Here is a 24552-nt window from a genome sequence, read left to right as displayed (position 1 = left end):
CTGTAATAAAGATTGGGGGCGGGCGACTAAACGCACGCCCCGCTAGCAAATCAAGGAGGCAGTCTAGCGGCTGTGCACACTTGATATGGAAATGGTATCAGCCTTCTGATGAAGCATTACCGCCAGGGGTCACGTCCCCAACACGCTTTTCCAGCTGCTTGAGACGTCGAGCCATGTCGTCGATGTGCCTCAAACGCGCCGCACTCTTGCGCCATTCAGCCGCAGGCTGCATGGCGGTACCGGACGAATAGGCACCGGGCTCGGTAATCGAGTGGGTGACCATGGTCATGCCGGTGATGAAGACGTTGTCGCAAATATCGATGTGGCCCACCAGCCCTACGCCACCGGCGAGCATGCAATGCTTGCCGATCCTGGTGCTGCCGGATATGCCTACGCAGGCCGCCATGGCGGTGTGATCGCCAATCTGTACGTTGTGGGCAATCTGGATCTGGTTATCGAGCTTCACGCCATTGCCGATCACGGTATCGGCCAAAGCCCCGCGATCAACAGCGGTATTGACGCCGATTTCCACATCGTCGCCGATCAATACGCCGCCGACCTGGGCAATCTTGTGCCAAACGCCTTTCGAATTGGCAAAACCGAAGCCTTCGCCACCGATCACTGCGCCCGACTGAATGACCACCCGCTGCCCGATACGCACATCGTGGTACAGGGTCACGCGGGGCGCCAGCCAGCCATCGGCACCGATTTCACAGCGTGCGCCGATAAAGCACTGAGCGCCCACGGTGACACCGGCGCCAATGCGCGCGCCACTTTCGATCACGGCAAAGGCGCCAATGCTCGCCGCAGGATCAACCTGGGCATCATCGGCGATCACCGCCGTCGGGTGGATCCCTCCAGCCGCCTTGGGTTTCGGATCGAACAGGTGGGATACCCGCGCATAAGCGAGGTACGGATCAGGCACCACCAGCGCATCCCCGGCGTAACCCTCGGCGTCAGCAGCCTTCAGCAGCAGGGCTGCGGCTTGGCTATCGGCCAGGTATTTACGGTATTGGGGATTTGCGAGGAAGCTCAACTGAGATGGGCCAGCCTCCTGCAAGGTGGCTAGCCCAGTGATTTCTTTCTCCGGGGAACCACGCAAGGTGGCTCCCAGGAACTCGGCCAACTCGCCGAGCTTGATAGTCGCGGTCATGGCTTACTTCAGCTGGTTCATGCGCTCGATCACCTGGCGGGTGATGTCGTATTGAGGCTTGACGTCAATCACGGCGCCGCGCTCGAACACCAGGTCAAAGGCACCTTTCTTGATGACTTCTTCCACAGCGCTGTCGAGTTTCGGCTTGAGCTGCTTGAGCATTTCGCGGTCGGCAACAGCCTTGGCTTCGTTCAGCTCCTTGGACTGGAACTGGTAGTCACGGGCCTTTTGCTTGAATTCAAGCTCCAGGCGCTCACGCTCGCCTTGCTGCATCTTGTCGCCACCGGCTACCAGACGATCCTGGATGCCCTTGGCACTGCTTTCCAACGTTTTGAGCTTGGTCAGTTGCGGACCGAACTTCTTCTCGGCATCCACCGCGTACTTCTTGGCCGCGTCGGATTCCAGCAGGGCCATCTGATAGTTCAGGACGGCGATTTTCATCTCGGCGAAGGCCGGGGTGGTTACCAGCACAGTGGCCAGCAGAACCAATTGAGTCAACTTACGCACGATGTACTCCTACAGATCCGTTGTCGTTATCTTGGGTCAGACGCTTAGAACGTCTGGCCGAGGGAGAATTGGAAAATCTGGGTTTCAGCGTTATCCGGTTTCTTGACTGGCATGGCCAGAGCAAAGCTCAACGGACCAAGCGCAGTCACCCACGTCACGCCAACACCTACGGAGCTCGCTAGGTTGCTGAGGCTTACTTCGTTACACTGGGTATTGGACTTCACGCCAGTCGGGTTGGTGACCTGATCGCACTTGGAGTCGAATACGTTACCCACATCCCAGAAAACCGAAGTACGCAGGGACCGCTGATCTTTCACGAACGGCAGCGGGAACAGGATCTCGGCACCACCCTGGATCAGCACGTTACCACCGAATGGCAGTGCGCTAGTGTCCGTATCCGCCACAGTGCCGGTGTTACCGGTCACGCCAGCGCCACGGCTAGGGGTACCACGAGGACCCAAGGTGCTGTCCTTGAAGCCGCGAACCGAGTTGAAACCACCTGCATAGTAGTTCTCATAGAACGGCAAGCCGCTGGTCGAACCATAACCGTCGCCATAGCCCAGTTCAGTGTGCAGGCGCATGGTGTAGTTGTCGCTCAAAGGCTGGAACAACTGGCCACGGTAGTCGAGCTTGAAGAACGACAGGTCGCTGCCCGGCGTGGTGGCTTCCAGGGTCACGCTCTGGGAGTGACCACGGGTGGCCAGTACGCCTTTGTTCAGGGTCGACTCGGACCAGCCGGCAGACGCCTTGAAGTTCAGGAACTGGTCGCCTTCACGACGGGTGAAGTCGAAGATCTCATCCACGGTGTACACACCGGTCTTGATCTTATCCTGCTGCGCGGTCAGGCCGAAGGTCAGACGCGAGGTCTCACTGATCGGGTAACCGATGTTGACGCCGGCACCCAGGCTGTCGATCGCATAGCTGGCAACGTTGACGTCGAGGTCTTTGTAGTCGGTGGTGCGATAGAAGGCGTTGTAGCCCAGGCTCACACCGTCAGCGGTCCAGTAGGGGTCGACATAACCGAAGTTATAGCGGCTCTGGTATTGGCTGCGGGTCAGGCCGATCGAAACCTTGTTACCGGTACCGAGGAAGTTGTTCTGGGTGATCGAACCACCGAGGATCAGGCCGGCACTCTGTGCGAAACCGACGCTGGCGGTGATCGAGCCCGAGGCTTGTTCTTCAACGGCGTAGTTCACGTCAACCTGGTCGTCCACACCCGGTACGGCTGGGGTTTCGACGTTGACTTCCTTGAAGAAGCCCAGGCGTTCAAGACGGGTCTTGGACTGGTCGATCAGGTAGGTCGACGCCCAGCCACCTTCCATCTGACGCATTTCACGACGCAGCACTTCGTCCGCAGACTTGGTGTTGCCACGGAAGTTGATGCGGTTCACGTAGGCACGCTTGCCCGGGTCGACCACGAAGGTGATGTCCACGGTGTGGTCGTCATCGTGCGGGGTCGGCACGCCGTTGACGTTGGCGAAGGTATAGCCTTCGTTACCCAGGCGACGGGTGATCAGTTCGGACGTGGTGGTCATCAGCTTGCGCGAGAACACCTGGTCTTTCTGCACCAGCAACAGGGCCTTGACCTGGTCTTCAGGCACTTTCAAGTCGCCGCTGAGCTTGACGTCGCGGACCTTGTACTTCTCACCCTCGTTGACGTTGACGGTGATGTACACATGCTTCTTGTCAGGGGTGATGGACACCTGGGTCGAAGCGATATCCATGTTGATATAGCCACGATCCAGGTAGTAGGAACGCAAGCGCTCCAGGTCACCGGAGAGTTTTTCACGGGCGTACTTGTCGTCGTTCTTGAAGAACGACAGCCAGTTGGTGGTCTTGAGCTCGAACAGGCCGATCAGGTCTTCATCAGGGAACTTGGTGTTGCCCACCACGTTGATGTGCTGAATGGCCGCCACGGTGCCTTCGTTGATGTTGACCTTGAGGCCGACACGGTTACGAGGCTGCGGGACCACTTCCGTTTCCACGGTCGCGGAGTAGCGGCCCTGGGCAACGTACTGGCGTTGCAGCTCGTTACGCACACCCTCGAGGGTGGCGCGCTGGAAGATCTCGCCCTCGGCCAGGCCGGATTGCTTGAGGCCCTTCATCAGGTCTTCAGTGGAGATCGCCTTGTTACCCTCGATCTCGATACTGGCGACGGAAGGTCGCTCGACGACGGTGATGACCAGGACGTTACCTTCGCGACCCAGTTGGATATCTTGAAAGAACCCGGTTTTGAACAGCGCACGAGTGGATTCCACCAGGCGACGGTCATCAGCCTGTTCCCCGACGTTCAACGGCAAGGCACCAAAGACGCTACCCGCGGAAACCCGCTGGAGGCCGTTGACGCGAATATCGGAGATAGTGAAGGACTCGGCGTGAACTTCGGCGATCATCAATACGGTGAGAACCGCAGTTAGCAGCAGACGTTTCATGAAGTCCTTTCTTATTCCAACTGGCAATAAACAAACTGCCGCAAAATGCGGCAGATTCGCAATTCAGCGAAGCGTTACAGTCGTCCCAGATCGTTGACCAAGGCTAACAACATCACCCCGACCACCAAACTGATACCGATCTGTATCCCCCAACCCTGCACCCGATCCGACAAGGGGCGACCACGCACCCACTCGACCAGATAAAACAACAGATGCCCCCCATCCAATACTGGAATGGGCAACAAATTCAGAACCCCAAGGCTAATACTCAGATAAGCCAGGAAATTCAGGAAATCCGCGACACCCGACTGGGCAGAAGCGCCCGCCACTTTAGCAATGGTTATCGGCCCACTCAAGTTTTTTACCGAGAGCTCGCCGAACAACATTTTCTTGAGCGATTCGAGAGTCAGCACGCTCATGGTCCAAGTGCGTTTCGCACCCTCGCCAATTGCCGCCAACGGCCCGAAACTGACCTCGCGCATCATCGACGGCGGCCACTCCGGGCTTTTCACGCCGGCACCGAGGTAACCCCCGGCCGCCTTGGCTTCCCCGCGAACCGCCAGGGCCACGGGGACGTCGATTTGAGCACCATCGCGCTCAACTTTCAGCACAATTTTGGTATCAGGCCGTACACGCACCAGGTCGACCACTTGCTGCCAGTCGCCCAGCGCCTGGCCATCGAGGGCCAGCAGGCGGTCGCCGGTTTTCAGACCTGCGGCCTGGGCCGGGCCTTTCGGGTCGAGCTCGGCGAGCACCGGCGGCAAGGCCGGGCGCCATGGGCGAATGCCCAGGGACTTGATCGGGTCCGGCTCATCGGCCCCCTTGAGCCAATGGTCGAGGGCCAGTTCACGCGGGGTCTCGGCGGAAGAGTCCTGCTCGCGCACCACCACCTTGACGGTGCCGCTTTCGCCCAGGCGACGTACCAACTGCAAATTGACCGCACCCCAACCGGTGGTTGGTTCGCCATCAATGGAAACAATTTCCTGCCCGGCGACCAATCCCGCCTTCGCCGCCATGCTGTCCGCTTCAACCGCGCCGATCACCGGACGTATCTGTTCGCTGCCGAGCATGGCCAGGAACCAGAAGAACACCATGGCCAACAGGAAATTGGCGATCGGGCCGGCGGCGACAATAGCGATGCGCTGACGAACGGTCTTGCGATTGAAGGACTGGTCCAGTTGATCCGCCGGCACTTCGCCTTCGCGCTCATCGAGCATCTTGACGTAGCCGCCCAAGGGGATGGCCGCGATCACGAACTCGGTGCCACGGCGGTCGTGCCAGCGCAGCAACGGCATGCCGAAACCAACGGAAAAGCGCAGTACCTTGACGCCGCAACGACGCGCCACCCAGAAGTGGCCGAATTCGTGGAAGGTAACCAGCACACCCAGAGCAACCAGGGTGCCGACAATCATGTAAAGCGCACTCATCTAATTTCTCCGCATTCCAATCCAGTGCCTGAAGACGCAAACACGCCCAAAGACTAACGCGCGTTGCGGTTCAACCATTGTTCGGCCAGGGCGCGGGCCTTGGCATCCGCCTCGAACACTGCCCCCAGATCATTCACAGCCACCACGGGTTCAAGGCTCAGAACATCCTCGATGATACTCGCGATCTGCGGAAAGCGGATGCGCTGTGCAAGAAACGCTGCCACAGCCACTTCGTTAGCCGCATTGAGCATCGCCGGCGCACTGTTGCCCGCCTCCGCGGCCTGCCGCGCCAGGCGCAGGCATGGAAAGCGCTGCTCGTCCGGCGCCTCGAAGTCCAGGCGTGCAATCGCGAACAGGTCCAACGGTGCAACACCGGAATCGATCCGCTCAGGCCAGGCCAGGGCATTGGCGATCGGCGTCCGCATGTCGGGGTTACCCAACTGCGCCAGCACCGAGCCATCCACATAGTCGACCAGGGAATGAATCACACTTTGCGGATGAATCACCACCTCGACCTGATCGGGCCGCGCATCGAACAACCAGCAGGCCTCGATCAACTCCAGGCCCTTGTTCATCATGCTGGCCGAATCCACGGAGATCTTGCGCCCCATGGACCAGTTCGGATGGGCGCACGCCTGATCCGGAGACACATGCTCCAGGTCCGCCAGCGGAGTTTTGCGAAAAGGTCCACCGGATGCTGTCAGCAAAATCCGGCGTACACCGACCTGGCTCAGGCCGCGGGCAAAATCGCCGGGCATGCACTGGAAAATCGCGTTGTGCTCACTGTCGAGCGGCAGCAATACCGCCCCGCTCTTGCGCACCGCCTGCATAAAGAGCGTGCCGGACATGACCAACGCTTCTTTATTAGCCAGCAGGATCTTCTTGCCCGCATCGACGGCAGCCAGGGTCGGGCGCAAGCCAGCGGCGCCGACGATGGCCGCCACCACGGCATCCACCTCGGCATCGGCCGACACCTGACACAACCCTTCCTCGCCCACCAGCACCTGAGTGGCCAGGCCGGCGGCGCGCAGGTCATCCTGCAAGCCTCGCGCGGCGGCGACCCCAGGCACGACGGCAAAACGTGGCGCATGGCGCACGCACAACGCCAGCAGCTCAGTCAGGCGAGAGAAGCCGGTCAATGCGAAAACTTGATAGCGTTCCGGGTGGCGCGCGATCACATCCAGGGCGCTCAACCCTACCGAGCCGGTCGCACCCAGCACGGTGACCTGTTGCAGGCGGCTCACGACGCAGCCATCCACAACAGCACGGCAAAGATCGGGATCGCAGCGGTCAGACTGTCGATACGGTCCAGCACGCCGCCATGACCCGGCAACAGATTACTGCTGTCCTTGATCCCGGCCTGGCGCTTGAACATGCTCTCGGTGAGGTCGCCCACGACCGAGATCAATACGACGATGGCCGCGCCCAGCAAGGCCAGGCACAGCTCTTTCACCGACCAGCCACGCACAACACCAACCACGAGCGTGATCACCAAGGTCAAGGCCAGGCCGCCGTACACGCCCTCCCAGCTCTTGCCCGGGCTGACCGCCGGCGCCAGCTTGCGCTTGCCGAAGGCCCGACCGGAGAAGTAGGCACCGATATCGGCACCCCAGACCAACACCATCACCGCCAGGATCAACTCATTGCCGATCGGAAAACGCTTGATCTCCACCAGCCCTTGCCAGGCCGGCAGCAGAATCAACAAGCCGATCACCAGCTTGCAGGCAACACTGGACCACTGGCTGCTGGTGCGCGGATAAGTCAACACCAGGAAGGTCGCCAACGCCCACCACAGCACTGCCGCACCCAACACCCAAGGAGCGAGATCCGGGAGGATGTACATCAGGAACAGCAACAGCGCCACGATGGCGGCATACACCACCCGCGGCAACTGCGCACTGAAGCCGGCCAGGCGCGCCCATTCCCAGGCACCAAGCGTCACGACCAGGCCGATGAACAGCGCAAAGCCGGATCCGTCGAGCAGAAAAAAGCCACACAAGGCAATCGGCAGCAGGATCAGTGCAGTGATGATTCGTTGTTTAAGCATTAAACCCGGGCTCCAGCTTCGATCTGCTCGCTCGTTTTACCGAAGCGACGCTGACGGGAAGCGAAATCGGCCAGCGCTTTACGCATGGCATCGTGTTTGAAGTCCGGCCAGAACAGGTCGGAGAAATACAGCTCGGTATAGGCCAACTGCCACAACAGGAAATTACTGATGCGGTGCTCGCCACCGGTACGGATGCACAAGTCCGGCAGCGGCAGGTCGCCGGTAACCAGGCAGGTCTGCAACAGTTCGGGCGTGATTTCGTCCGGCTGCAGGTGGCCGGCCTGCACTTCGCGGGCAAGCCGTTGCGCAGCCTGGGCGATGTCCCACTGGCCACCGTAGTTGGCGGCAATCTGCAGCACAAAACGGTTACTGCCGGCGGTAATGGCTTCAGCCTCACGCATGGCCGCTTGCAGCTCCGGGTGGAACCGCGAGCGATCACCAATGATGCGCAGCGTGATGTTGTTGTCGTTGAGGCGCTTGGCCTCACGACGCAGGGCCCTGAAGAACAGATCCATCAAGGCACTGACTTCCTCGGCCGGGCGCTGCCAGTTTTCACTGGAAAACGCGAACAAGGTCAACACTTCGACCTTGGCCTCGGCGCACACCTCGATCACTGCCCGTACCGCATCGACACCCGCTTTGTGCCCGGCGACGCCAGGCAGGAAGCGTTTTTTCGCCCAGCGATTATTCCCATCCATGATGATCGCGACATGGCGCGGCACCACGGAGGGCACAGTCTGCTTGGTCTTTTCCATGAAAGCGCCCTGACCCTTATACGGCCATCAAGTCCGCTTCTTTTTGCTTGGTGGCCGCATCGATATCAGCTTCGGCCTTGTCGGTCAGCTTCTGGATGTCAGCCGCCGCACGGCGCTCTTCGTCTTCGCTGATTTCCTTGTCCTTGACCAGCTTCTTCAGCTCGCCCAGGGCATCGCGACGGATGTTGCGCACGGCAACACGTGCATCTTCTGCTGCGCTGCGCGCCTGCTTGGTGAAGCCCTTGCGGGTTTCTTCAGTCAGGGCAGGCATGGAAATCAGCAGCAACTCGCCCAGGTTGGTCGGGTTGAGGTTCAGGCCGGCGCTCTGGATCGCCTTGTCGACCGCCGCGAGCATGTTGCGCTCGAAGGCAACGACTTGCAGGGTGCGCGAGTCTTTTACGGTGATATTGGCCACTTGGGTGATGGAGGTGTCGGCACCGTAGTACGGCACCATCACGCTACCCAGAATGCTGGGGTGCGCCTTGCCTGTACGAATCTGGCCGAACGCATGGGCCAGAGACTCCAGGGATTTGTGCATACGCGCTTGGGCGTCTTTCTTGATTTCGTTGATCATTGTTGGCCTTCCTCGATCAGAGTGCCTTCCGCGCCGCCGTGTACGATGTTCAGCAGGGCGCCGGGCTTGTTCATGTTAAATACGCGCAGCGGCATCTTGTGGTCGCGGCACAGGCAAATTGCCGTCAGGTCCATCACGCCCAGCTTGCGATCCAGCACTTCATCGTAGGTCAGATGATCGAACTTCTCGGCATGCGGGTCTTTGAATGGATCTGCAGTGTATACGCCGTCGACTTTGGTCGCTTTCAACACGACGTCAGCATCGATTTCAATCGCACGCAGGCATGCGGCCGAGTCGGTGGTGAAGAACGGGTTGCCGGTACCGGCGGCGAAGATGACCACTTCCTTGGCGTTCAGGTGGCGCATGGCTTTGCGACGGTCATAGTGATCGGTCACGCCTACCATGGAAATAGCCGACATCACGATCGCCGAGATGTTGGCGCGCTCCAGGGCATCGCGCATGGCCAGGGCGTTCATCACAGTGGCCAGCATGCCCATGTGGTCGCCGGTGACCCGGTCCATGCCCGCCGCACTCAGTGCGGCACCGCGGAACAGGTTGCCACCGCCAATCACCAGGCCGACCTGCACGCCGATGCCGACCAATTGGCCAACTTCCAGCGCCATGCGGTCGAGTACCTTGGGATCGATCCCGAACTCTTCCGAGCCCATCAGGGCCTCGCCGCTGAGCTTGAGTAGAATGCGTTTATAGCGAGCCTGATAACCACTGCCCTGCTGAGCCATTGCGAATCTCTCCTGCGGCGTATTTTAAAAAATTCTTGGCGAGCCGTTTACGGCTTGCGTTCACTCTAGCTGGACGCTATCACAGCGCCATCGGAACACGGCTTTGTAAGCCAGTTCCGAAGGGAAGCCAAATAAAATTAGCCTTCCCATTTGAAAAGAGGCTGCGCGCGTGAGCGGGCAGCCTCTTTCGGGCGACAGTTGAAAACCGTCTTATTGCTTGGCGGCAGCCAGCTGGGCAGCAACTTCTTCAGCGAAGTTGTCGACCGGCTTCTCGATGCCTTCGCCTACTTTGTAGTAAGTGAAGGAAACGATTTCAGCACCGGCTTTCTTGGCCAGTTCGCCAACCTTGATTTCAGGGTTCTTGACGAACGCCTGCTCAACCAGGCTCGCTTCAGCCAGGAACTTGCTGATACGGCCTTTGATCATGTTTTCAACGATGTTTTCTGGCTTGCCCGCGATCTTGTCAGCGTTGAGGCTCAGGAACACGGCTTTTTCGCGTTCGATGGCTTCAGCGGACACTTCCGATGGCAGCAGGAATTCAGGGTTGCTGGCCGCTACGTGCATAGCGATGTCTTTGGCCAGCTCAACGCTGCCGCCTTTAAGGGCAACCACAACGCCGATCTTGTTGCCGTGCAGGTAACCACCGACAACATCACCTTCAACGCGAGCCAGGCGACGGATGTTGACGTTTTCGCCAACCTTGCCGACCAGTACCAGGCGATCAGCTTCTTGAGCGGCGATCAGCGGAGCGGCGTCAGTCAGCTTGTCAGCGAACGCTTTCTCAATGCTGGCAGCAACAAATGCCTTGAAGTCGTCCTGCAGAGCCAGGAAGTCGGTCTGCGAGTTCACTTCCAGCAGAACTGCGGATTTACCGTCTTCCTTCAGCGCGATGGCGCCTTCAGCAGCAACGTTGCCTGCTTTCTTGGCAGCCTTGATGGCGCCCGAAGCACGCATGTCATCAATGGCTTTTTCGATGTCGCCGCCAGCCTTGGTCAAGGCCTTTTTGCAATCCATCATGCCTTCGCCGGTACGCTCACGCAGTTCTTTAACCAACGCTGCAGTAATCTCTGCCATTTCAAAATCCTCTTGGATAGGTTTTCAACCATTCCACCCGATCAAACGGGCGATCAATTCTTCCCGAATCACCCTTGTAGGCCGCTGCACGTTACAGATGTTGTAGCTGCGCTGCCGACAAATGGTTTTCGAGGGGGCAAAAAGGGGGCCAAGCCCCCTTTTTGCTTACTGAGTCAACGCCAGGGCGTCAATTACTCAGCTGCGGCTACCGGAGCTTCTTCAGCGAACTGCTCGGTACCACCAGCAACGTGGTTGCGACCGCGGATGACAGCGTCAGCCATCGAACCCATGTACAGCTGGATAGCGCGGATGGCGTCATCGTTGCCTGGGATGATGTAGTCAACGCCTTCTGGGCTGCTGTTGGTATCGACGACGCCGATAACAGGGATGCCCAGCTTGTTGGCTTCGGTGATCGCAATGCGCTCGTGATCAACGTCGATAACGAACAGTGCGTCAGGCAGACCGCCCATGTCCTTGATACCACCCAGGGAACGATCGAGCTTTTCCAGGTCGCGAGTACGCATCAGCGCCTCTTTCTTGGTCAGCTTGGCGAAAGTACCGTCTTCGGCTTGCACTTCAAGGTCACGCAGACGCTTGATGGAAGCACGGATGGTTTTGAAGTTGGTGAGCATGCCGCCCAACCAGCGGTGATCGACGTACGGCGAACCGCAACGTGCTGCTTCTTCAGCAACGATCTTGCCAGCGGAACGCTTGGTGCCGACGAACAGAATCTTGTTTTTGCCCTGGGCCAGACGCTCTACGAAAGTCAGAGCTTCGTTGAACATTGGCAGGGTTTTTTCAAGGTTGATGATGTGGATCTTGTTACGCGCGCCGAAAATGTATTTACCCATTTTCGGGTTCCAGTAACGGGTCTGGTGACCGAAGTGCACACCGGCCTTCAGCATATCGCGCATGTTGACTTGGGACATGATAGTTCCTTAATAAGTCGGGTTTGGCCTCCACGTATCCCAATGACCAACCAGCGGCATCAAGGCCTCCGGCACCCAGGTCATCGTGTCGACACGTGTGTGGATTTAAGCTTCGCGGGGTATCCCCGGAAAGCGGCGCATTTTATACCACACGAAGGGAAAAAACGAAACCCGCAATCACATTTGCCGCCAACGACTTTTGCGCAACCCTTTGAATCGCGCCACTATAGCCCCACCTTATAGAGATAACCGATGGCCAGACGCTCATGGTTTGCCGCCCGCGTCTGGTAGAATCGCGTTTTTCAGGGCTTGTGCGAATTCTGCAACCTTTTGTCGCACACCCGTAAACCGTATTGATTTCAGCGCCTCGCGCTAGAGAGAGAGCCTGTATGACCGTTACCTTGAAAACCGCCGAAGACATTGCCGGCATGCGCGTTGCCGGCAAACTGGCGGCCGACGTGCTGGAAATGATTGCCGAACACGTCAAGCCCGGCGTCACCACCGAAACGCTGGACCGCATTTGCCACGACTATATAGTCGACGTGCAAAAAGCTATCCCTGCCCCGCTGAACTACAAGGGCTTCCCCAAGTCGATCTGCACCTCGATCAACCACGTGGTCTGCCACGGGATTCCCGGCGACAAACCGCTGAAAGACGGCGACACCCTGAACATCGACGTCACCGTCATCAAAGACGGCTACCACGGCGATACCAGCCGCATGTTCCATGTCGGCACCGTGCCGGTCTGGGCCGAGCGCCTGTCCCAGGTGACCCAGGAATGCATGTACAAGGCCATTGAAATCGTCAAACCCGGCTGCCGCCTGGGCGATATCGGTGAAGTGATCCAGAAGCACGCTGAAAAGAACGGCTTCTCGGTGGTCCGTGAGTTCTGCGGCCACGGCATCGGCAAGGTGTTCCACGAAGAGCCGCAAATCCTGCACTACGGCCGCGCCGGCACCGGCATGGAACTCAAAGCCGGCATGACCTTTACCATCGAGCCAATGATCAACCAGGGCAAGGCCGACACCAAGGTGCTGGGCGACGGCTGGACCGCCATCACCAAGGACCGCAAGCTCTCCGCCCAGTGGGAACACACCCTGCTGGTCACCGACACCGGCTACGAGATCTTCACCCTGCGCGCGGACGACACCATCCCACGCATCTCGGCGTAACGGCTGCCCTGGTTTTCCCAGACTGTGTTGTGACTGACTGATAGATAGAAAGGAAAGCCGAACGATGCCCCAGGTGGATCCCGAACTCTTCGACCGTGGCCAGTTCCAGGCCGAACTGGCGCTGAAGGCCAGCCCTATCGCCGCCTTCAAGAAGGCTATCCGCCAGGCCCGCGAGGTGCTCGACGAGCGCTTTCGCAGCGGCCGGGACATCCGTCGGCTGATCGAGGACCGTGCCTGGTTCGTCGATAACATCCTGCAAAAGGCCTGGGAACAGTTCAGTTGGAGCGAAGACGCCGATATCGCCCTGGTGGCGGTCGGCGGCTACGGCCGCGGCGAGCTGCACCCCTACTCGGACATCGACCTGCTGATCCTGCTGGACAGCGCCGACCATGAGATCTTTCGCGATTCCATCGAGCGTTTTCTGACGCTGCTGTGGGACATCGGCCTGGAAGTCGGCCAGAGCGTGCGCTCGGTGGCCGAATGCGGCGAAGAAGCCCGCGCCGACCTCACCGTCATCACCAACCTGATGGAAAGCCGCGCCATCGCCGGTCCCGAGCGTCTGCGCCAACGCATGCTCGAAGTCACCAGCACCGCGCACATGTGGCCGAGCAAGGAGTTCTTCCTGGCCAAGCGCGCCGAGCAGAAAGCCCGGCACCACAAGTACAACGACACCGAATACAACCTGGAACCCAACGTCAAAGGCTCCCCCGGGGGCTTGCGCGATATCCAGACGATCTTGTGGGTCGCCCGTCGCCAGTACGGCACCCTGAACCTGCGCGCCCTGGCCGGTGAAGGCTTTCTGGTGGAAAGCGAAAACGCCCTGCTCGCCTCGTCCCAGGAATTCCTCTGGAAAGTGCGCTACGCCCTGCACATGCTCGCCGGGCGTGCCGAAGACCGCCTGCTGTTCGACCATCAGCGCTCCATCGCCACCCTGCTGGGTTTCGAGGGCGAAGATGCGAAGACCAGCATCGAAAGTTTCATGCAGCAGTACTACCGGGTGGTCATGAGCATCGCCCAGCTCAGCGACCTGATCATCCAGCACTTCGAAGAAGTGATCCTGGCCCCGGAAGACGAAGCGCCGCCGCAGCCGATCAACCCGCGTTTCCAGCTGCACGACGGCTATATCGAGGCGCGCAACGACAACGTGTTCCGCCGCACGCCGTTTGCCATGCTGGAAATTTTCGTACTGATGGCCCAGCAGCCGGAAATCAAAGGCGTGCGCGCCGACACGATTCGCCTGCTGCGAGAAAACCGTCACCTGATCGACGATGACTTTCGCAACGACATCCGCAACACCAGCCTGTTCATCGAGCTGTTCAAGTGCAAGATCGGCATCCACCGCAACCTGCGGCGGATGAACCGCTACGGCATCCTCGGGCGTTACCTGCCGGAGTTCGGCTTTATCGTCGGGCAGATGCAGCACGACCTGTTCCACATCTACACCGTCGACGCCCACACCCTGAACCTGATCAAGCACCTGCGTAAGCTGCAGTACACCCAGGTGTCAGAGAAATTCCCGCTGGCCAGTAAGCTGATGGCCAAGCTGCCCAAACCCGAACTGATCTACCTGGCCGGCCTGTACCACGACATCGGCAAAGGCCGCCACGGCGACCATTCGGAAGTCGGCGCGGTCGATGCCGAGGCGTTCTGCCAGCGTCACCAGTTGCCGTTGTGGGACAGCCGCCTGATTGTCTGGCTGGTGCAGAACCATCTGGTGATGTCGACGACCGCCCAGCGCAAGGACCTGTCCGACCCGCAGGTGATCCATGACTTCGCCGGGATCGTCGGCGATGAAACCCGTCTCGACTACCTGTATGTGCTGACGGTTTCCGATATCAATGCCACCAACCCGACCCTCTGGAACTCCTGGCGCGCGAGCCTGTTGCGCCAGCTGTACACCGAGACCAAGCGCGCCCTGCGCCGGGGCCTGGAAAACCCGGTGGACCGCGAAGAACAGATCCGCCGCACCCAAAGCGCGGCCCTGGATATCCTCGTGCGCGGCGGCAACGACCCGGACGACGTCGAACAATTGTGGTCGCAACTGGGCGACGATTACTTCCTGCGCCACACCGCCGGCGACGTGGCCTGGCACAGCGATGCAATCCTGCAGCAACCGGCCGATGGCGGCCCGCTGGTGCTGATCAAAGAAACGACCCAACGCGAGTTCGAAGGCGGCACGCAGATCTTCATCTACGCCCCCGACCAGCACGACTTCTTCGCCGTGACCGTAGCGGCCATGGACCAGCTCAACCTGAACATCCACGACGCCCGGGTCATCACCTCCAGCAGCCAGTTCACCCTCGACACCTACATCGTGCTCGACACCGAAGGCGAGTCCATCGGCGATAACCCGGCGCGGGTGAAAAAGATCCGCGAAGGCCTGACCGAAGCGTTGCGCAACCCGGACGACTACCCGACCATCATCCAGCGCCGCGTGCCACGCCAGCTCAAGCATTTTGCGTTTGCGCCCCAGGTGACCATTTCCAACGACGCCCAGCGCCCGGTGACGGTGCTGGAACTCAGCGCGCCGGATCGCCCGGGCCTGCTGGCGCGGATCGGCGGGATTTTCCTGGAGTTCGACCTGTCGTTGCAGAACGCCAAGATTGCGACCCTCGGCGAGCGCGTGGAAGACGTGTTCTTCATTACCGACGCCGACAACCAGCCGCTGTCCGACCCCGAACTGTGCCGCCGCCTGCAGGATGCAATCGTCCAGCAGTTGAGCGTTCACCAGGAGCCCGGGGTCGAGCTGACGCGCCTGACGATTTGATACCCGCCCAGTTTTTAACGCCTTGCACGAGATCCACCGATGAACAACGCCCTGAACCAGTTGCAGCCCTACCCGTTCGAAAAACTGCGCGCCCTGCTCGGCAGCGTCACGCCGAACCCGGACAAACGTCCGATCGCGCTGTCCATCGGCGAGCCCAAGCATAAATCGCCGACCTTCGTCGCCGAGGCGTTGAGCAATAACCTCGACCAGATGGCGGTGTACCCGACCACCCTGGGCATTGCGGCGCTGCGCGAAGCCATCGCGGCCTGGTGCGAACGCCGCTTCAATGTACCCAAGGGCTGGCTGGACCCGGCGCGTAACATCCTGCCGGTCAACGGCACCCGCGAGGCACTGTTCGCCTTCACCCAAGCCGTGGTCAATCGCAGTGACGACGCGCTGGTGGTAAGCCCGAACCCGTTCTACCAGATCTATGAAGGCGCGGCGTTCCTGGCCGGCGCCAAGCCGCACTACCTGCCGTGCCTGGACGCCAATGGCTTCAACCCGGATTTCGACGCCGTGTCGCCAGACGTCTGGAAGCGCTGCCAGATCCTGTTCCTGTGCTCCCCCGGCAACCCGACCGGCGCGCTGATCCCGGTCGACACCCTGAAAAAGCTCATCGCCCTGGCCGACGAATATGACTTCGTGATTGCCGCCGACGAGTGCTACAGCGAGCTGTACTTCGACGAACAAAGCCCGCCGCCGGGCCTGTTGAGCGCCTGCGTCGAACTCGGCCGCCAGGACTTCAAACGCTGCGTGGTGTTCCACAGCCTGTCCAAGCGCTCCAACCTGCCGGGCCTGCGCTCCGGCTTCGTGGCCGGCGACGCCGACATCCTCAAGGCCTTCCTGCTGTACCGCACCTACCACGGCTGCGCGATGCCCGTGCAAACCCAACTGGCAAGCATCGCCGCCTGGCAGGACGAAGCCCACGTCCAGGCCAACCGCGACCTGTATCGGGAAAAATTCGACGCTGTGCTGGCGATCCTCAAGCCGGTGCTGGACGTACAAGCCCCCGATGGTGGTTTCTACCTGTGGCCGAATGTAGAGGGTGACGACGCCGCCTTCTGTCGCGATCTGTTTGTGCAAGAACACGTGACCGTAGTACCCGGCTCGTACCTGTCGCGGGAGGTGGACGGCGTCAACCCAGGCGCCGGGCGCGTTCGCATGGCATTGGTTGCACCACTGGCGGAGTGCGTGGAAGCGGCTGAGCGCATTCGCGATTTCATTCAACGCAGGAAGTAACCTCGCCACATCCCGCACTGTGTCGCACAGTGCGGGAACCTTGTTCACTCGCTCACCACCAATAGGCGAACTTCCTACGAGTAATGCCTATGAGCCTAATCACCCCGCCGCTCGCCCCTCCCCCCGCTTATGAGCCGCTCCCGAATAACCACACCTCCCCTCCCGAATCCGCCGGGCGAACCAAAAGAGGCATCGCCGACAGCGACAAGCGCTGGCCGGCCGGCGTGGTCACCGTTGCGCTCGACCTGAGCAGCGAAAAAAGCAAAGCGCTGGTGGTGGACGCTATCCGCGAGTGGGCCCACCACACGCCGGCCCTGCGCTTCAATATCGTCGAAGGCAAGACGGGCGATATTCGTATTTCTGACGATGAAGGGCTCAAGGGCAATTGGTCCGCCATTGGCACAGAGGCCAAGCGCATCGATGAAGATCAACCCACGATGCACCTCAACCGGACCGACGACTCGAAGAAGTTGCGCAGTACGGCCCTGCACGAATTCGGCCACGCCCTCGGGTTATTGCACGAACACCAACACCCGCAGAACAGCCTGGATTGGGACAGCCCCCAAGTGTATGACTACTACACCAGCGACTCTTTCAACGAAGCCATGGTACGCGAGCATATCCTTGAGCCAGACAACCGGCCCGACCTGCAGATCACCCCATACGATCCACAGTCCGTGATGCATTATGAAATTCCGGCAGCATTGAGGCGCAACGGCCAGGCCATTCCTAAAAACACAACCCTTTCCGCGGGCGACAAGCAAACGATCAGAATGCTGTACCCCCCGGTCAACCCGACGTAGCGGGCCCAGGGGTAAACATAGGCTCACGTATTCACTCAACACCGCCGGGAACTTTCCTGCAATTGGCACGAATCAACCAGTGTCTCGTCTCGACCTGCCGCAGGAAACGCTCAATGATAAACCCCGCCCCCGAAGCCTCGTATCAGCCTGGCACGCACTGGTCGCCTGGCGAAAGCACCGATAGCGCTACGCCAACGCACAGTCTTTCGAGACGTCGACGCAATGTCGGCGAACCGGGCAAATACTGGCCCCAGAACACTACGCTCACGATCGCCATGTATGAGTATGGGGTGGACGACGAATACGTGCTGGCCGTGAAAAAAGCCGCCAGCCGTTGGCTGCCCCATATCAACCTGAAGTTTGATTTTGTCTCGGGGGCGAGAGGCGATATCCGTATTGCGCAGAATCCGCCGGGCGATAACGGCGGCGCTTCATCCATAGGCACCGATGCGCGCAACATTCCGTTCGGGCTGCCGACCATGAGCCTGCCCATGGATCACAACGCGCCCCGCTTCGAAGACACCGTCCTGCATGAATTCGGGCATATGCTCGGTGCCCATCACGCCCACCAGCACCCCGATGCCAACATTCCGTGGAACCGTGAAACCATCCACCAGACCTACCGCAACACCCCCAACCCGCAGGAGGTGGAGGACAACGTCCTGCCGCTGACTCGCAGCAGCGCTTATGACTTGCTGCCTTATGACCCTGACTCGGTCATGCACTACGCTGTCAGCCCGGACCAGACCAATGGAAAGCGGGCGCACAGCGAGAATAGGTCACTGAGTGACGGAGACATTGCCTGGGCCCAAAAAGCCTACCCTCAAGCGGCGCCCATACCCGCCGTGAGCCGTCATCCACGCTTTCGTGATGCCGACTCAGACTGCACCGTTTAAAACACTGCACACTCAGCGCCGGCGGCACCGCAGCCCCCAATTGCCTACTTCGGCGACCCCAGGTTCGCCTCACTCATGTCCAGGTCGTCCAACACCTCCCTCAACACGTCATCCCCGATCCGGTGATGACGGCTCAGGCTATACAACTCCAAGCGCTGCGCCCGCAACGCCTTGAGCCGTAGCTTTCGCTCCAGTTGGTCCATCTGCGACGCCAGTGCCTGGGCTTCGGCGGAGTCGTTGAAGACGTCCAGCTGATGCCGGTATTCCGACATCAGTCGCGCCTTCAGTTCGGTAGCCAATGCGGCCTGGGCGGCGTCCGCGGGAGCGCTCTCGGTGGGTTCTTCGACCTCAAGCGCATGGATCGCCGCCACGGCGGTCTTTTTCCACGCCTCGCGCACTTCATTGTGGTGTTTTTCATCGGGGCTTTTTTCAATGCCGCGCAGCAGCAGCGGCAACGCAATACAGGCAGCGATGAGCGACAACAGGATCACCCCGGCCGCGATAAAGATCAGCAGATCGCGTTCCGGGAACGCCTTGCCCGGCGCCAGCAGCAAGGGCACCGACATCACACCGGCCAACGTCACCGCCCCGCGCACACCGCCCACGGTCAACAGCCAGCAGGAACGTGCCGTCGGCACCAGGGTAAGCTCGCTTTTCCCACGCAGGCGCCGGAGCACGCCCGACAGACGCCAGATGCTTTGCACCCAGATGAAGCGTAATACCAACAACACCAGGAAGATCGCGACCACGTCCAGGCAGCGATACAGCAGGGTCGGCCACAGCGTGGTTTCATGACTCACCACCGCCTTGATGATGTCCGGCAGTTGCAACCCCAATAGCAGGAAGATCAAGCCATTGAAGGCAAACTCCAGCAGCGACCACACACTGCGATTGAGCAAGCGCGTGCTGGTCTGGCGAGGCAGCAGGTCCAGCCAGCTTTGCATCATGCCCGCCGCCACGGCCGAAAGAATCCCCGATGCGCCCAGGCGTTCGGCCAGAACATAGGCGGCGAACGGCAGCAGCAACATGAACACAACGTGGGTGGCCGGGTCGTCCCAGCCTCGCGCAATCATCCAGACACGCAAGCGCCCCACCAGCCAGCTCAACGCGATCCCGACCGCCAGACCGCCGATGGCCACCAGTACAAAGGTCAGGCTGGCATCCGCCAGGGAAAACACCCCGGTCAAGGCTGCCACCAGGGCGAACTTGAAGGTCACCAGGCCCGAGGCATCGTTCATCAAGGCTTCGCCCTGGAGCATATGCATCAACGGCGTGGGTAAACGGTTCTGGGAAATGGCCGACACCGCCACGGCGTCCGTCGGCGACAACACCGCCGCCAGGGCAAAGGCCACCGGCAATGGAATCGAAGGCAATAACCAATGAATGAAGTAGCCGGCGCCGACCACGGTGAACAGCACCAGCCCCACTGCCAACGTCAGAATCGGCCCGCGCAGGCGCCACAGTTCACGCTTGGGCATGCGCCAGCCATCGGAGAACAACAGCGGCGGCAGGAACAGAAACAGGAACAACTCCGGGTCCAGCGCGACATGCAGCCCCAGCGTGGGCCAGGCCAGCAAGGCCCCGGCGGCAATCTGCACCAGCGGTAACGGCAGTGGGATGACTCGCCAGACCAGCCGCGAAACGCTGACCAGCATCAGCAAGATAAGAACGGTGTAGGCGGTTTGCATAACGCGGTTTTCCCGGACAATCGACTTGCAACGACACACATCAGGCAACAACTCACCATTGAAGTGCCATATTAGCCGCCTATGCTGCGCGATGGCTTTCGCACAATAGTCGCACCGGGCAATCCACGCTAGAGACGAGCGGCACCCAAACCCGCTGGTCGTGGCATAATCCCAGACCTTTCATCTTCATTGGTCCAAAGGGGGGCAATTCCTTGACCGTATCAAGTAAAACCTTGCACCTTTTCGGCATCAAAGCCTGCGACACCATGAAAAAAGCCCGCACCTGGCTCGACGAGCACGGCGTGAGCTACGAGTTCCATGACTACAAAACCGTCGGTATCGACCGCGAACACTTGACCCAATGGTGCAACGAGCACGGTTGGCAGGTGGTTTTGAACCGTGCGGGCACCACCTTTCGCAAACTCGAAGACGAACGCAAAGCCGATCTCGATCAGTCGAAAGCCATTGAATTGATGCTCGCACAACCCTCGATGATCAAGCGCCCGGTGCTTGATCTCGGAGACAGAACCCTGATTGGCTTCAAGCCAGATACTTATTCGGCAGCCCTCAAGTAGGCCGGCCATCCCATTTTTGTAGAGGTAACAGCATGTCCAATTCCCTGTTCAGCCTGGGCTTCGGCGTCGGCACTCAGAACCGCCAAGGTGCTTGGCTGGAAGTGTTTTACGCACAACCCGTACTCAACCCGTCGGCAGAAGTCGTCGCCGCCATCGCGCCGATCCTCGGTTACAGCGAAGGCAACCAGGCGATCACCTTCACCGTCGCCCAAGCCCTGCAACTAGCTGACGCGCTCAAAGGCGTCGACGCGACCCAGGCAGCCCTGCTGACCCGCCTGGCTGAAAGCCATACCCCGCTGGTCGCCACCCTGCTGGCCGAAGACGCCGCACTGACTTCCACGCCTGAGGCCTACCTCAAGCTGCACCTGCTGTCCCACCGCCTGGTCAAGCCCCACGGCCTGAGCCTGGCCGGTGTATTCGCGCAACTGCCGAACGTGGCCTGGACCAGCCAGGGCGCGATCGACATCAATGAGCTGGCCGAACGCCAACTCGAAGCGCGCCTGCGTGGCGAGCTGCTGGAAGTGTTCTCGGTGGACAAGTTCCCGAAAATGACCGATTACGTCGTACCCAGCGGCGTGCGTATCGCTGACGCCGCGCGTATCCGCCTGGGCGCCTACGTGGGCGAAGGCACCACCGTGATGCACGAAGGTTTCGTCAACTTCAACGCTGGCACCGAAGGCCCGGGCATGATCGAAGGCCGTGTCTCGGCCGGCGTATTTGTCGGCAAGGGTTCGGACCTGGGCGGCGGTTGCTCCACCATGGGCACCCTGTCGGGTGGCGGCAACATCGTGATCAAGGTCGGCGAAGGCTGCCTGATCGGCGCCAACGCCGGTATCGGTATCCCGCTGGGCGACCGCAACACCGTGGAATCGGGCCTGTATGTCACCGCCGGGACCAAGGTTGCCCTGCTCGACGAGCGCAACCAGTTGGTTAAAGTGGTCAAGGCGCGCGAGCTGGCCGGCCAGCCAGACCTGCTGTTCCGCCGTAACTCCGAGACCGGTGCCGTGGAGTGCAAAACCCACAAGTCGGCCATCGAACTGAACGAAGCGCTGCACGCTCACAACTAAGCAGCGACTCGATGCCACTCGCGGGCCCCGATCCTGGGGCCCGTTTATACGAGTCTTGAACACCATGCTTGTGCCCTCTCCCTGGCGCGTCGACTTTCCGGCCATCGCCGCTCTGCAACGGCAAGACCAGACCTATCTGGACAGCGCCGCCACCGCGCAAAAACCTCAAGCCCTGTTGGACGCGATCAGCCATTACTACGCCAATGGCGCCGCTAACGTTCACCGTGCCCAGCATTTGCCGGGCGCCCACGCGACCCAGGCTTTCGAGGACAGTCGCAACAAGGTCGCGCAGTGGTTGAATGCAGGAGACAGCGGGCACATCGTCTTCACTCATGGCGCGACGTCGGCGCTGAACCTCTTGGCCTACGGCCTCGAGCACTTATTCAATGCGGGCGATGAACTAGTCATCAGCGCCCTGGAACACCACGCCAACCTGCTGCCCTGGCAGCAACTGGCCAAACGTCGCGCGCTGGAACTGGTGATCCTGCCGGTTGGCGACGACGGTATGATCGACCTTCAGGCCGCCGCCACGCTGATCGGCCCGCGCACGCGCCTGCTGGCGGTGAGCCAACTGTCCAACGTGCTGGGCACCTGGCAACCGCTGGAACCCTTGCTGGCCATGGCCAAGGCCGAGGGTGCGCTGACCGTGGTCGATGGCGCCCAGGGCATCGTCCATGGCCGCCACGACGTACAAGCCCTGGGCTGCGACTTCTACGTATTTTCCAGCCACAAACTCTACGGCCCGGACGGCGTCGGCGTGCTGTACGGCCGCACCCAAGCCCTGCAACAGCTGCGCCACTGGCAGTTCGGCGGCGAAATGGTGCAACAGGCCGATTACCACAGCGCCAGCTTCCGCCCCGCGCCGCTGGGGTTCGAGGCCGGCACCCCACCGATTGCCAGCGTGATCGGCCTGGGCGCCAGCCTGGATTACCTCAATTCACTGGATCAACCGGCGCTCATCGCCCACGAAGCCGCCCTGCACGAGTACCTGTTGCGCGGGCTGAAAGCGCGCAATGGCGTGCGCGTACTGGGCGCGCCGCAGGTGGCGTTGGTCAGTTTTGTGGTGGAAGGCGTGCATAACGCCGATCTTGCGCACTTGCTGACCGAACAGGGCATTGCCGTGCGCGCCGGCCATCATTGCGCAATGCCGCTGCTCAAGGCGATGCACTTGTCGGGAGCGATTCGCGTGTCCCTGGCGCTGTACAACAATTCCGATGATCTGGAGCGATTCTTCGAAGCGCTGGACCAGTCCCTGGATATGCTGCGATGAGCCTGCCGGCCGAGGCTGTCGGCGCGCTTGAGTCGTTTCAGGCAGTGGGCAGTTGGGAGCAACGCGCGCGCCTGCTGATGCAATGGGGCGAACGGCTGCCGCCGCTGGCGGACGAAGACAAGGTCGAGGCCAATCTGGTGCAGGGCTGCGAGAGCCTGGTATGGCTGGTCGGGCGTTTATCCGACGGCCACTGGCAGTTCGCCGCCAGCAGCGAAGCGCGCATGATCCGTGGGCTGGTGGCGTTGCTGCTGGCGCGGGTCAACGGGCTGTCGGCCGCCGAGTTGCAGGCGGTCGACTTGCCGGACTGGTTCAATCAACTGGGGCTGTCCCGCCAGTTGTCGCCGTCGCGCAGCAATGGCCTGAACGCCGTGCTGCAGCGCATGCGCGAACTAAGCCGTACATAAAACCCAATGTGGGAGGGGGCTTGCCCCCTCCCACATTTGAATGGTGCAAGGCCTTGAGATTCAAGAAGACTTGACCCGATCAGAAGGCCGGCGCACCCCGGCCACGATCTTGTCCACCGCCTTGGTCGCCGCCACCATGCCGAAGGTTGCAGTGACCATCATCACCGCGCCAAACCCGCCGGCACAGTCCAGCTTTACCCCGTCGCCAACAAAACTCTTCTGCAAGCAGATGCTGCCGTCCGGCTTCGGATAGCGCAGTTGCTCGGTGGAAAACACACACGGCACGCTGTAATGGCGGGTCACCGTGCGCGAGAAGCCATAGTCACGGCGCAGGGTGGAGCGCACTTTCGAGGCCAGCGGATCGTTGAAGGTGCGGTTCAGATCGCAGACCTGGATCAACGTCGGGTCGATCTGCCCGCCAGCGCCGCCAGTGGTGATGATCTGGATCTTGCGGCGCTTGCACCAGGCGATCAGTGCCGCCTTGGCGTTGACGGCGTCGATGCAGTCGATCACGCAGTCAATGTTGGGGGTGATGTACTCGGCCATGGTCTCGCGGGTCACGAAATCCGCCACGGCATGCACCGTGCAGTCCGGGTTGATACCGCGCAGGCGCTCAGCCATCACCTCGACCTTGGGTTTGCCCACGGTGCTGTCCAGGGCATGCAGCTGACGGTTGCTGTTGCTGACGCAGACATCATCCAAATCAAACAACGAGATCTCGCCCACCCCACAACGGGCGATGGCTTCCGCCGCCCATGAGCCTACGCCGCCGACGCCGACGATCGCCACATGGGCCGCTTTCAAGCGCTCCAGGCCTTCAATGCCATACAAACGGGCGACGCCTGCAAACCGCGGATCTTCTGTACTCATGACCATTACCCCAAAAACCGGCGCGCATTATAGGGCTTTGCCAGGACAAGTTCGAAACTTCGCGATACACGTAAAGAACTTAGCTGGAGATTCGCGGACTAACGTCCGGCTTTTCTCAGTCTGCTGTACGCTCAGGGAAGGGCCGGTGTAGGATGCGCGCCGT

The 24552-nt window shown here is 60.5% G+C and carries 22 protein-coding genes; 9 read left to right on the top strand and 13 right to left on the bottom strand.

What is annotated here, in order from left to right; genetic code table 11:
* Nucleotides 1-97: 97 nt before the first annotated feature.
* From lpxD to rpsB, 11 genes are all read right to left on the bottom strand, one after another.
* Nucleotides 98-1153, bottom strand: coding sequence for a UDP-3-O-(3-hydroxymyristoyl)glucosamine N-acyltransferase (lpxD, locus tag TU80_RS14025; protein WP_046384463.1), 1056 nt, complete (start codon nt 1151-1153; stop codon nt 98-100).
* Nucleotides 1154-1156: 3 nt separating this feature from the next.
* Nucleotides 1157-1660, bottom strand: a complete 504-nt coding sequence (locus TU80_RS14020) for an OmpH/Skp family outer membrane protein (RefSeq protein WP_003172279.1) — start codon at nt 1658-1660, stop codon at nt 1157-1159.
* A 44-nt stretch (nt 1661-1704) separates the two neighbouring features.
* Entirely contained in the window at nt 1705-4092 is a 2388-nt protein-coding gene (gene bamA, locus TU80_RS14015; protein WP_057004719.1) for an outer membrane protein assembly factor BamA, read from the bottom strand.
* Nucleotides 4093-4166: 74 nt separating this feature from the next.
* Nucleotides 4167-5519 (bottom strand): sigma E protease regulator RseP, encoded by a 1353-nt coding sequence (gene rseP / locus TU80_RS14010; protein ID WP_057004718.1) that lies wholly within the window; start codon nt 5517-5519, stop codon nt 4167-4169.
* Nucleotides 5520-5572: 53 nt separating this feature from the next.
* The gene (gene ispC / locus TU80_RS14005) at nt 5573-6763 is read right to left on the bottom strand and encodes a 1-deoxy-D-xylulose-5-phosphate reductoisomerase (RefSeq protein WP_057004717.1); all 1191 of its coding nucleotides are present in this window, start codon (nt 6761-6763) and stop codon (nt 5573-5575) included.
* Entirely contained in the window at nt 6760-7566 is an 807-nt protein-coding gene (locus TU80_RS14000; protein ID WP_017844744.1) for a phosphatidate cytidylyltransferase, read from the bottom strand. The genes ispC and TU80_RS14000 overlap by 4 nt, the downstream gene beginning before the upstream one ends.
* The gene (uppS, locus tag TU80_RS13995; RefSeq protein ID WP_017844743.1) at nt 7566-8321 is read right to left on the bottom strand and encodes a polyprenyl diphosphate synthase; all 756 of its coding nucleotides are present in this window, start codon (nt 8319-8321) and stop codon (nt 7566-7568) included. Before uppS ends, TU80_RS14000 begins: the two co-directional genes overlap by 1 nt.
* A gap of 16 nt (nt 8322-8337) precedes the next feature.
* Nucleotides 8338-8895: a ribosome recycling factor gene (gene frr, locus TU80_RS13990; RefSeq protein ID WP_046384466.1), complete on the bottom strand. Its 558-nt coding sequence runs from the start codon at nt 8893-8895 to the stop codon at nt 8338-8340.
* On the bottom strand, nt 8892-9635 hold the full coding sequence (gene pyrH, locus TU80_RS13985) for a UMP kinase (RefSeq protein WP_003172271.1): 744 nt from the start codon (nt 9633-9635) through the stop codon (nt 8892-8894). Before pyrH ends, frr begins: the two co-directional genes overlap by 4 nt.
* A 210-nt stretch (nt 9636-9845) precedes the next feature.
* The gene (tsf, locus tag TU80_RS13980; RefSeq protein WP_046384467.1) at nt 9846-10709 is read right to left on the bottom strand and encodes a translation elongation factor Ts; all 864 of its coding nucleotides are present in this window, start codon (nt 10707-10709) and stop codon (nt 9846-9848) included.
* 191 nt (nt 10710-10900) lie between these two features.
* Nucleotides 10901-11638, bottom strand: a complete 738-nt coding sequence (gene rpsB, locus TU80_RS13975) for a 30S ribosomal protein S2 (RefSeq protein ID WP_017844740.1) — start codon at nt 11636-11638, stop codon at nt 10901-10903.
* 389 nt (nt 11639-12027) lie between these two features.
* Between rpsB and map the strand changes: the two genes are divergently transcribed.
* The 5 genes from map (at nt 12028) to TU80_RS13950 (ending at nt 18515) form a co-directional block, all read left to right on the top strand.
* The gene (gene map, locus TU80_RS13970; protein ID WP_017844739.1) at nt 12028-12810 is read left to right on the top strand and encodes a type I methionyl aminopeptidase; all 783 of its coding nucleotides are present in this window, start codon (nt 12028-12030) and stop codon (nt 12808-12810) included.
* Nucleotides 12811-12874: 64 nt separating this feature from the next.
* On the top strand, nt 12875-15577 hold the full coding sequence (locus TU80_RS13965; protein WP_057004716.1) for a [protein-PII] uridylyltransferase: 2703 nt from the start codon (nt 12875-12877) through the stop codon (nt 15575-15577).
* Nucleotides 15578-15616: 39 nt separating this feature from the next.
* Nucleotides 15617-16816 carry a succinyldiaminopimelate transaminase gene (gene dapC, locus TU80_RS13960; protein WP_046490180.1) on the top strand — a complete coding sequence of 400 codons (1200 nt, stop codon included), beginning with the start codon at nt 15617-15619 and terminating at the stop codon, nt 16814-16816.
* 89 nt (nt 16817-16905) lie between these two features.
* The gene (locus tag TU80_RS13955; RefSeq protein WP_057004715.1) at nt 16906-17619 is read left to right on the top strand and encodes a M12 family metallopeptidase; all 714 of its coding nucleotides are present in this window, start codon (nt 16906-16908) and stop codon (nt 17617-17619) included.
* Between the two features lie 113 nt (nt 17620-17732).
* Nucleotides 17733-18515: a M12 family metallopeptidase gene (locus TU80_RS13950; RefSeq protein WP_082643843.1), complete on the top strand. Its 783-nt coding sequence runs from the start codon at nt 17733-17735 to the stop codon at nt 18513-18515.
* A gap of 44 nt (nt 18516-18559) precedes the next feature.
* On the opposite strand, the gene TU80_RS13945 is transcribed toward TU80_RS13950, so the two are convergent.
* The gene (locus TU80_RS13945; protein ID WP_046384470.1) at nt 18560-20203 is read right to left on the bottom strand and encodes a Na+/H+ antiporter; all 1644 of its coding nucleotides are present in this window, start codon (nt 20201-20203) and stop codon (nt 18560-18562) included.
* Nucleotides 20204-20415: 212 nt separating this feature from the next.
* Between TU80_RS13945 and TU80_RS13940 the strand changes: the two genes are divergently transcribed.
* The 4 genes from TU80_RS13940 (at nt 20416) to TU80_RS13925 (ending at nt 23519) form a co-directional block, all read left to right on the top strand.
* The gene (locus TU80_RS13940) at nt 20416-20778 is read left to right on the top strand and encodes an ArsC family reductase (RefSeq protein WP_026139766.1); all 363 of its coding nucleotides are present in this window, start codon (nt 20416-20418) and stop codon (nt 20776-20778) included.
* 32 nt (nt 20779-20810) lie between these two features.
* Nucleotides 20811-21845, top strand: a complete 1035-nt coding sequence (dapD, locus tag TU80_RS13935) for a 2,3,4,5-tetrahydropyridine-2,6-dicarboxylate N-succinyltransferase (protein WP_046490174.1) — start codon at nt 20811-20813, stop codon at nt 21843-21845.
* 64 nt (nt 21846-21909) lie between these two features.
* Nucleotides 21910-23115 carry an aminotransferase class V-fold PLP-dependent enzyme gene (locus TU80_RS13930; RefSeq protein WP_057004713.1) on the top strand — a complete coding sequence of 402 codons (1206 nt, stop codon included), beginning with the start codon at nt 21910-21912 and terminating at the stop codon, nt 23113-23115.
* Nucleotides 23112-23519 (top strand): SufE family protein, encoded by a 408-nt coding sequence (locus TU80_RS13925; RefSeq protein ID WP_017844731.1) that lies wholly within the window; start codon nt 23112-23114, stop codon nt 23517-23519. The genes TU80_RS13930 and TU80_RS13925 overlap by 4 nt, the downstream gene beginning before the upstream one ends.
* Before the next feature lie 60 nt (nt 23520-23579).
* Here the strand turns inward: TU80_RS13925 and tcdA are convergent, their stop codons facing one another.
* Complete coding sequence (gene tcdA / locus TU80_RS13920) at nt 23580-24389, bottom strand: tRNA cyclic N6-threonylcarbamoyladenosine(37) synthase TcdA (RefSeq protein WP_057004768.1); 810 nt, start codon at nt 24387-24389, stop codon at nt 23580-23582.
* Between the last annotated feature and the right edge of the window lie 163 nt (nt 24390-24552).

Origin of the sequence: Pseudomonas veronii (assembly GCF_001439695.1) — a bacterium.
GTDB classification, from domain to species: domain Bacteria; phylum Pseudomonadota; class Gammaproteobacteria; order Pseudomonadales; family Pseudomonadaceae; genus Aquipseudomonas; species Aquipseudomonas veronii.
This window is presented reverse-complemented; position numbering and strand designations above follow the sequence as displayed.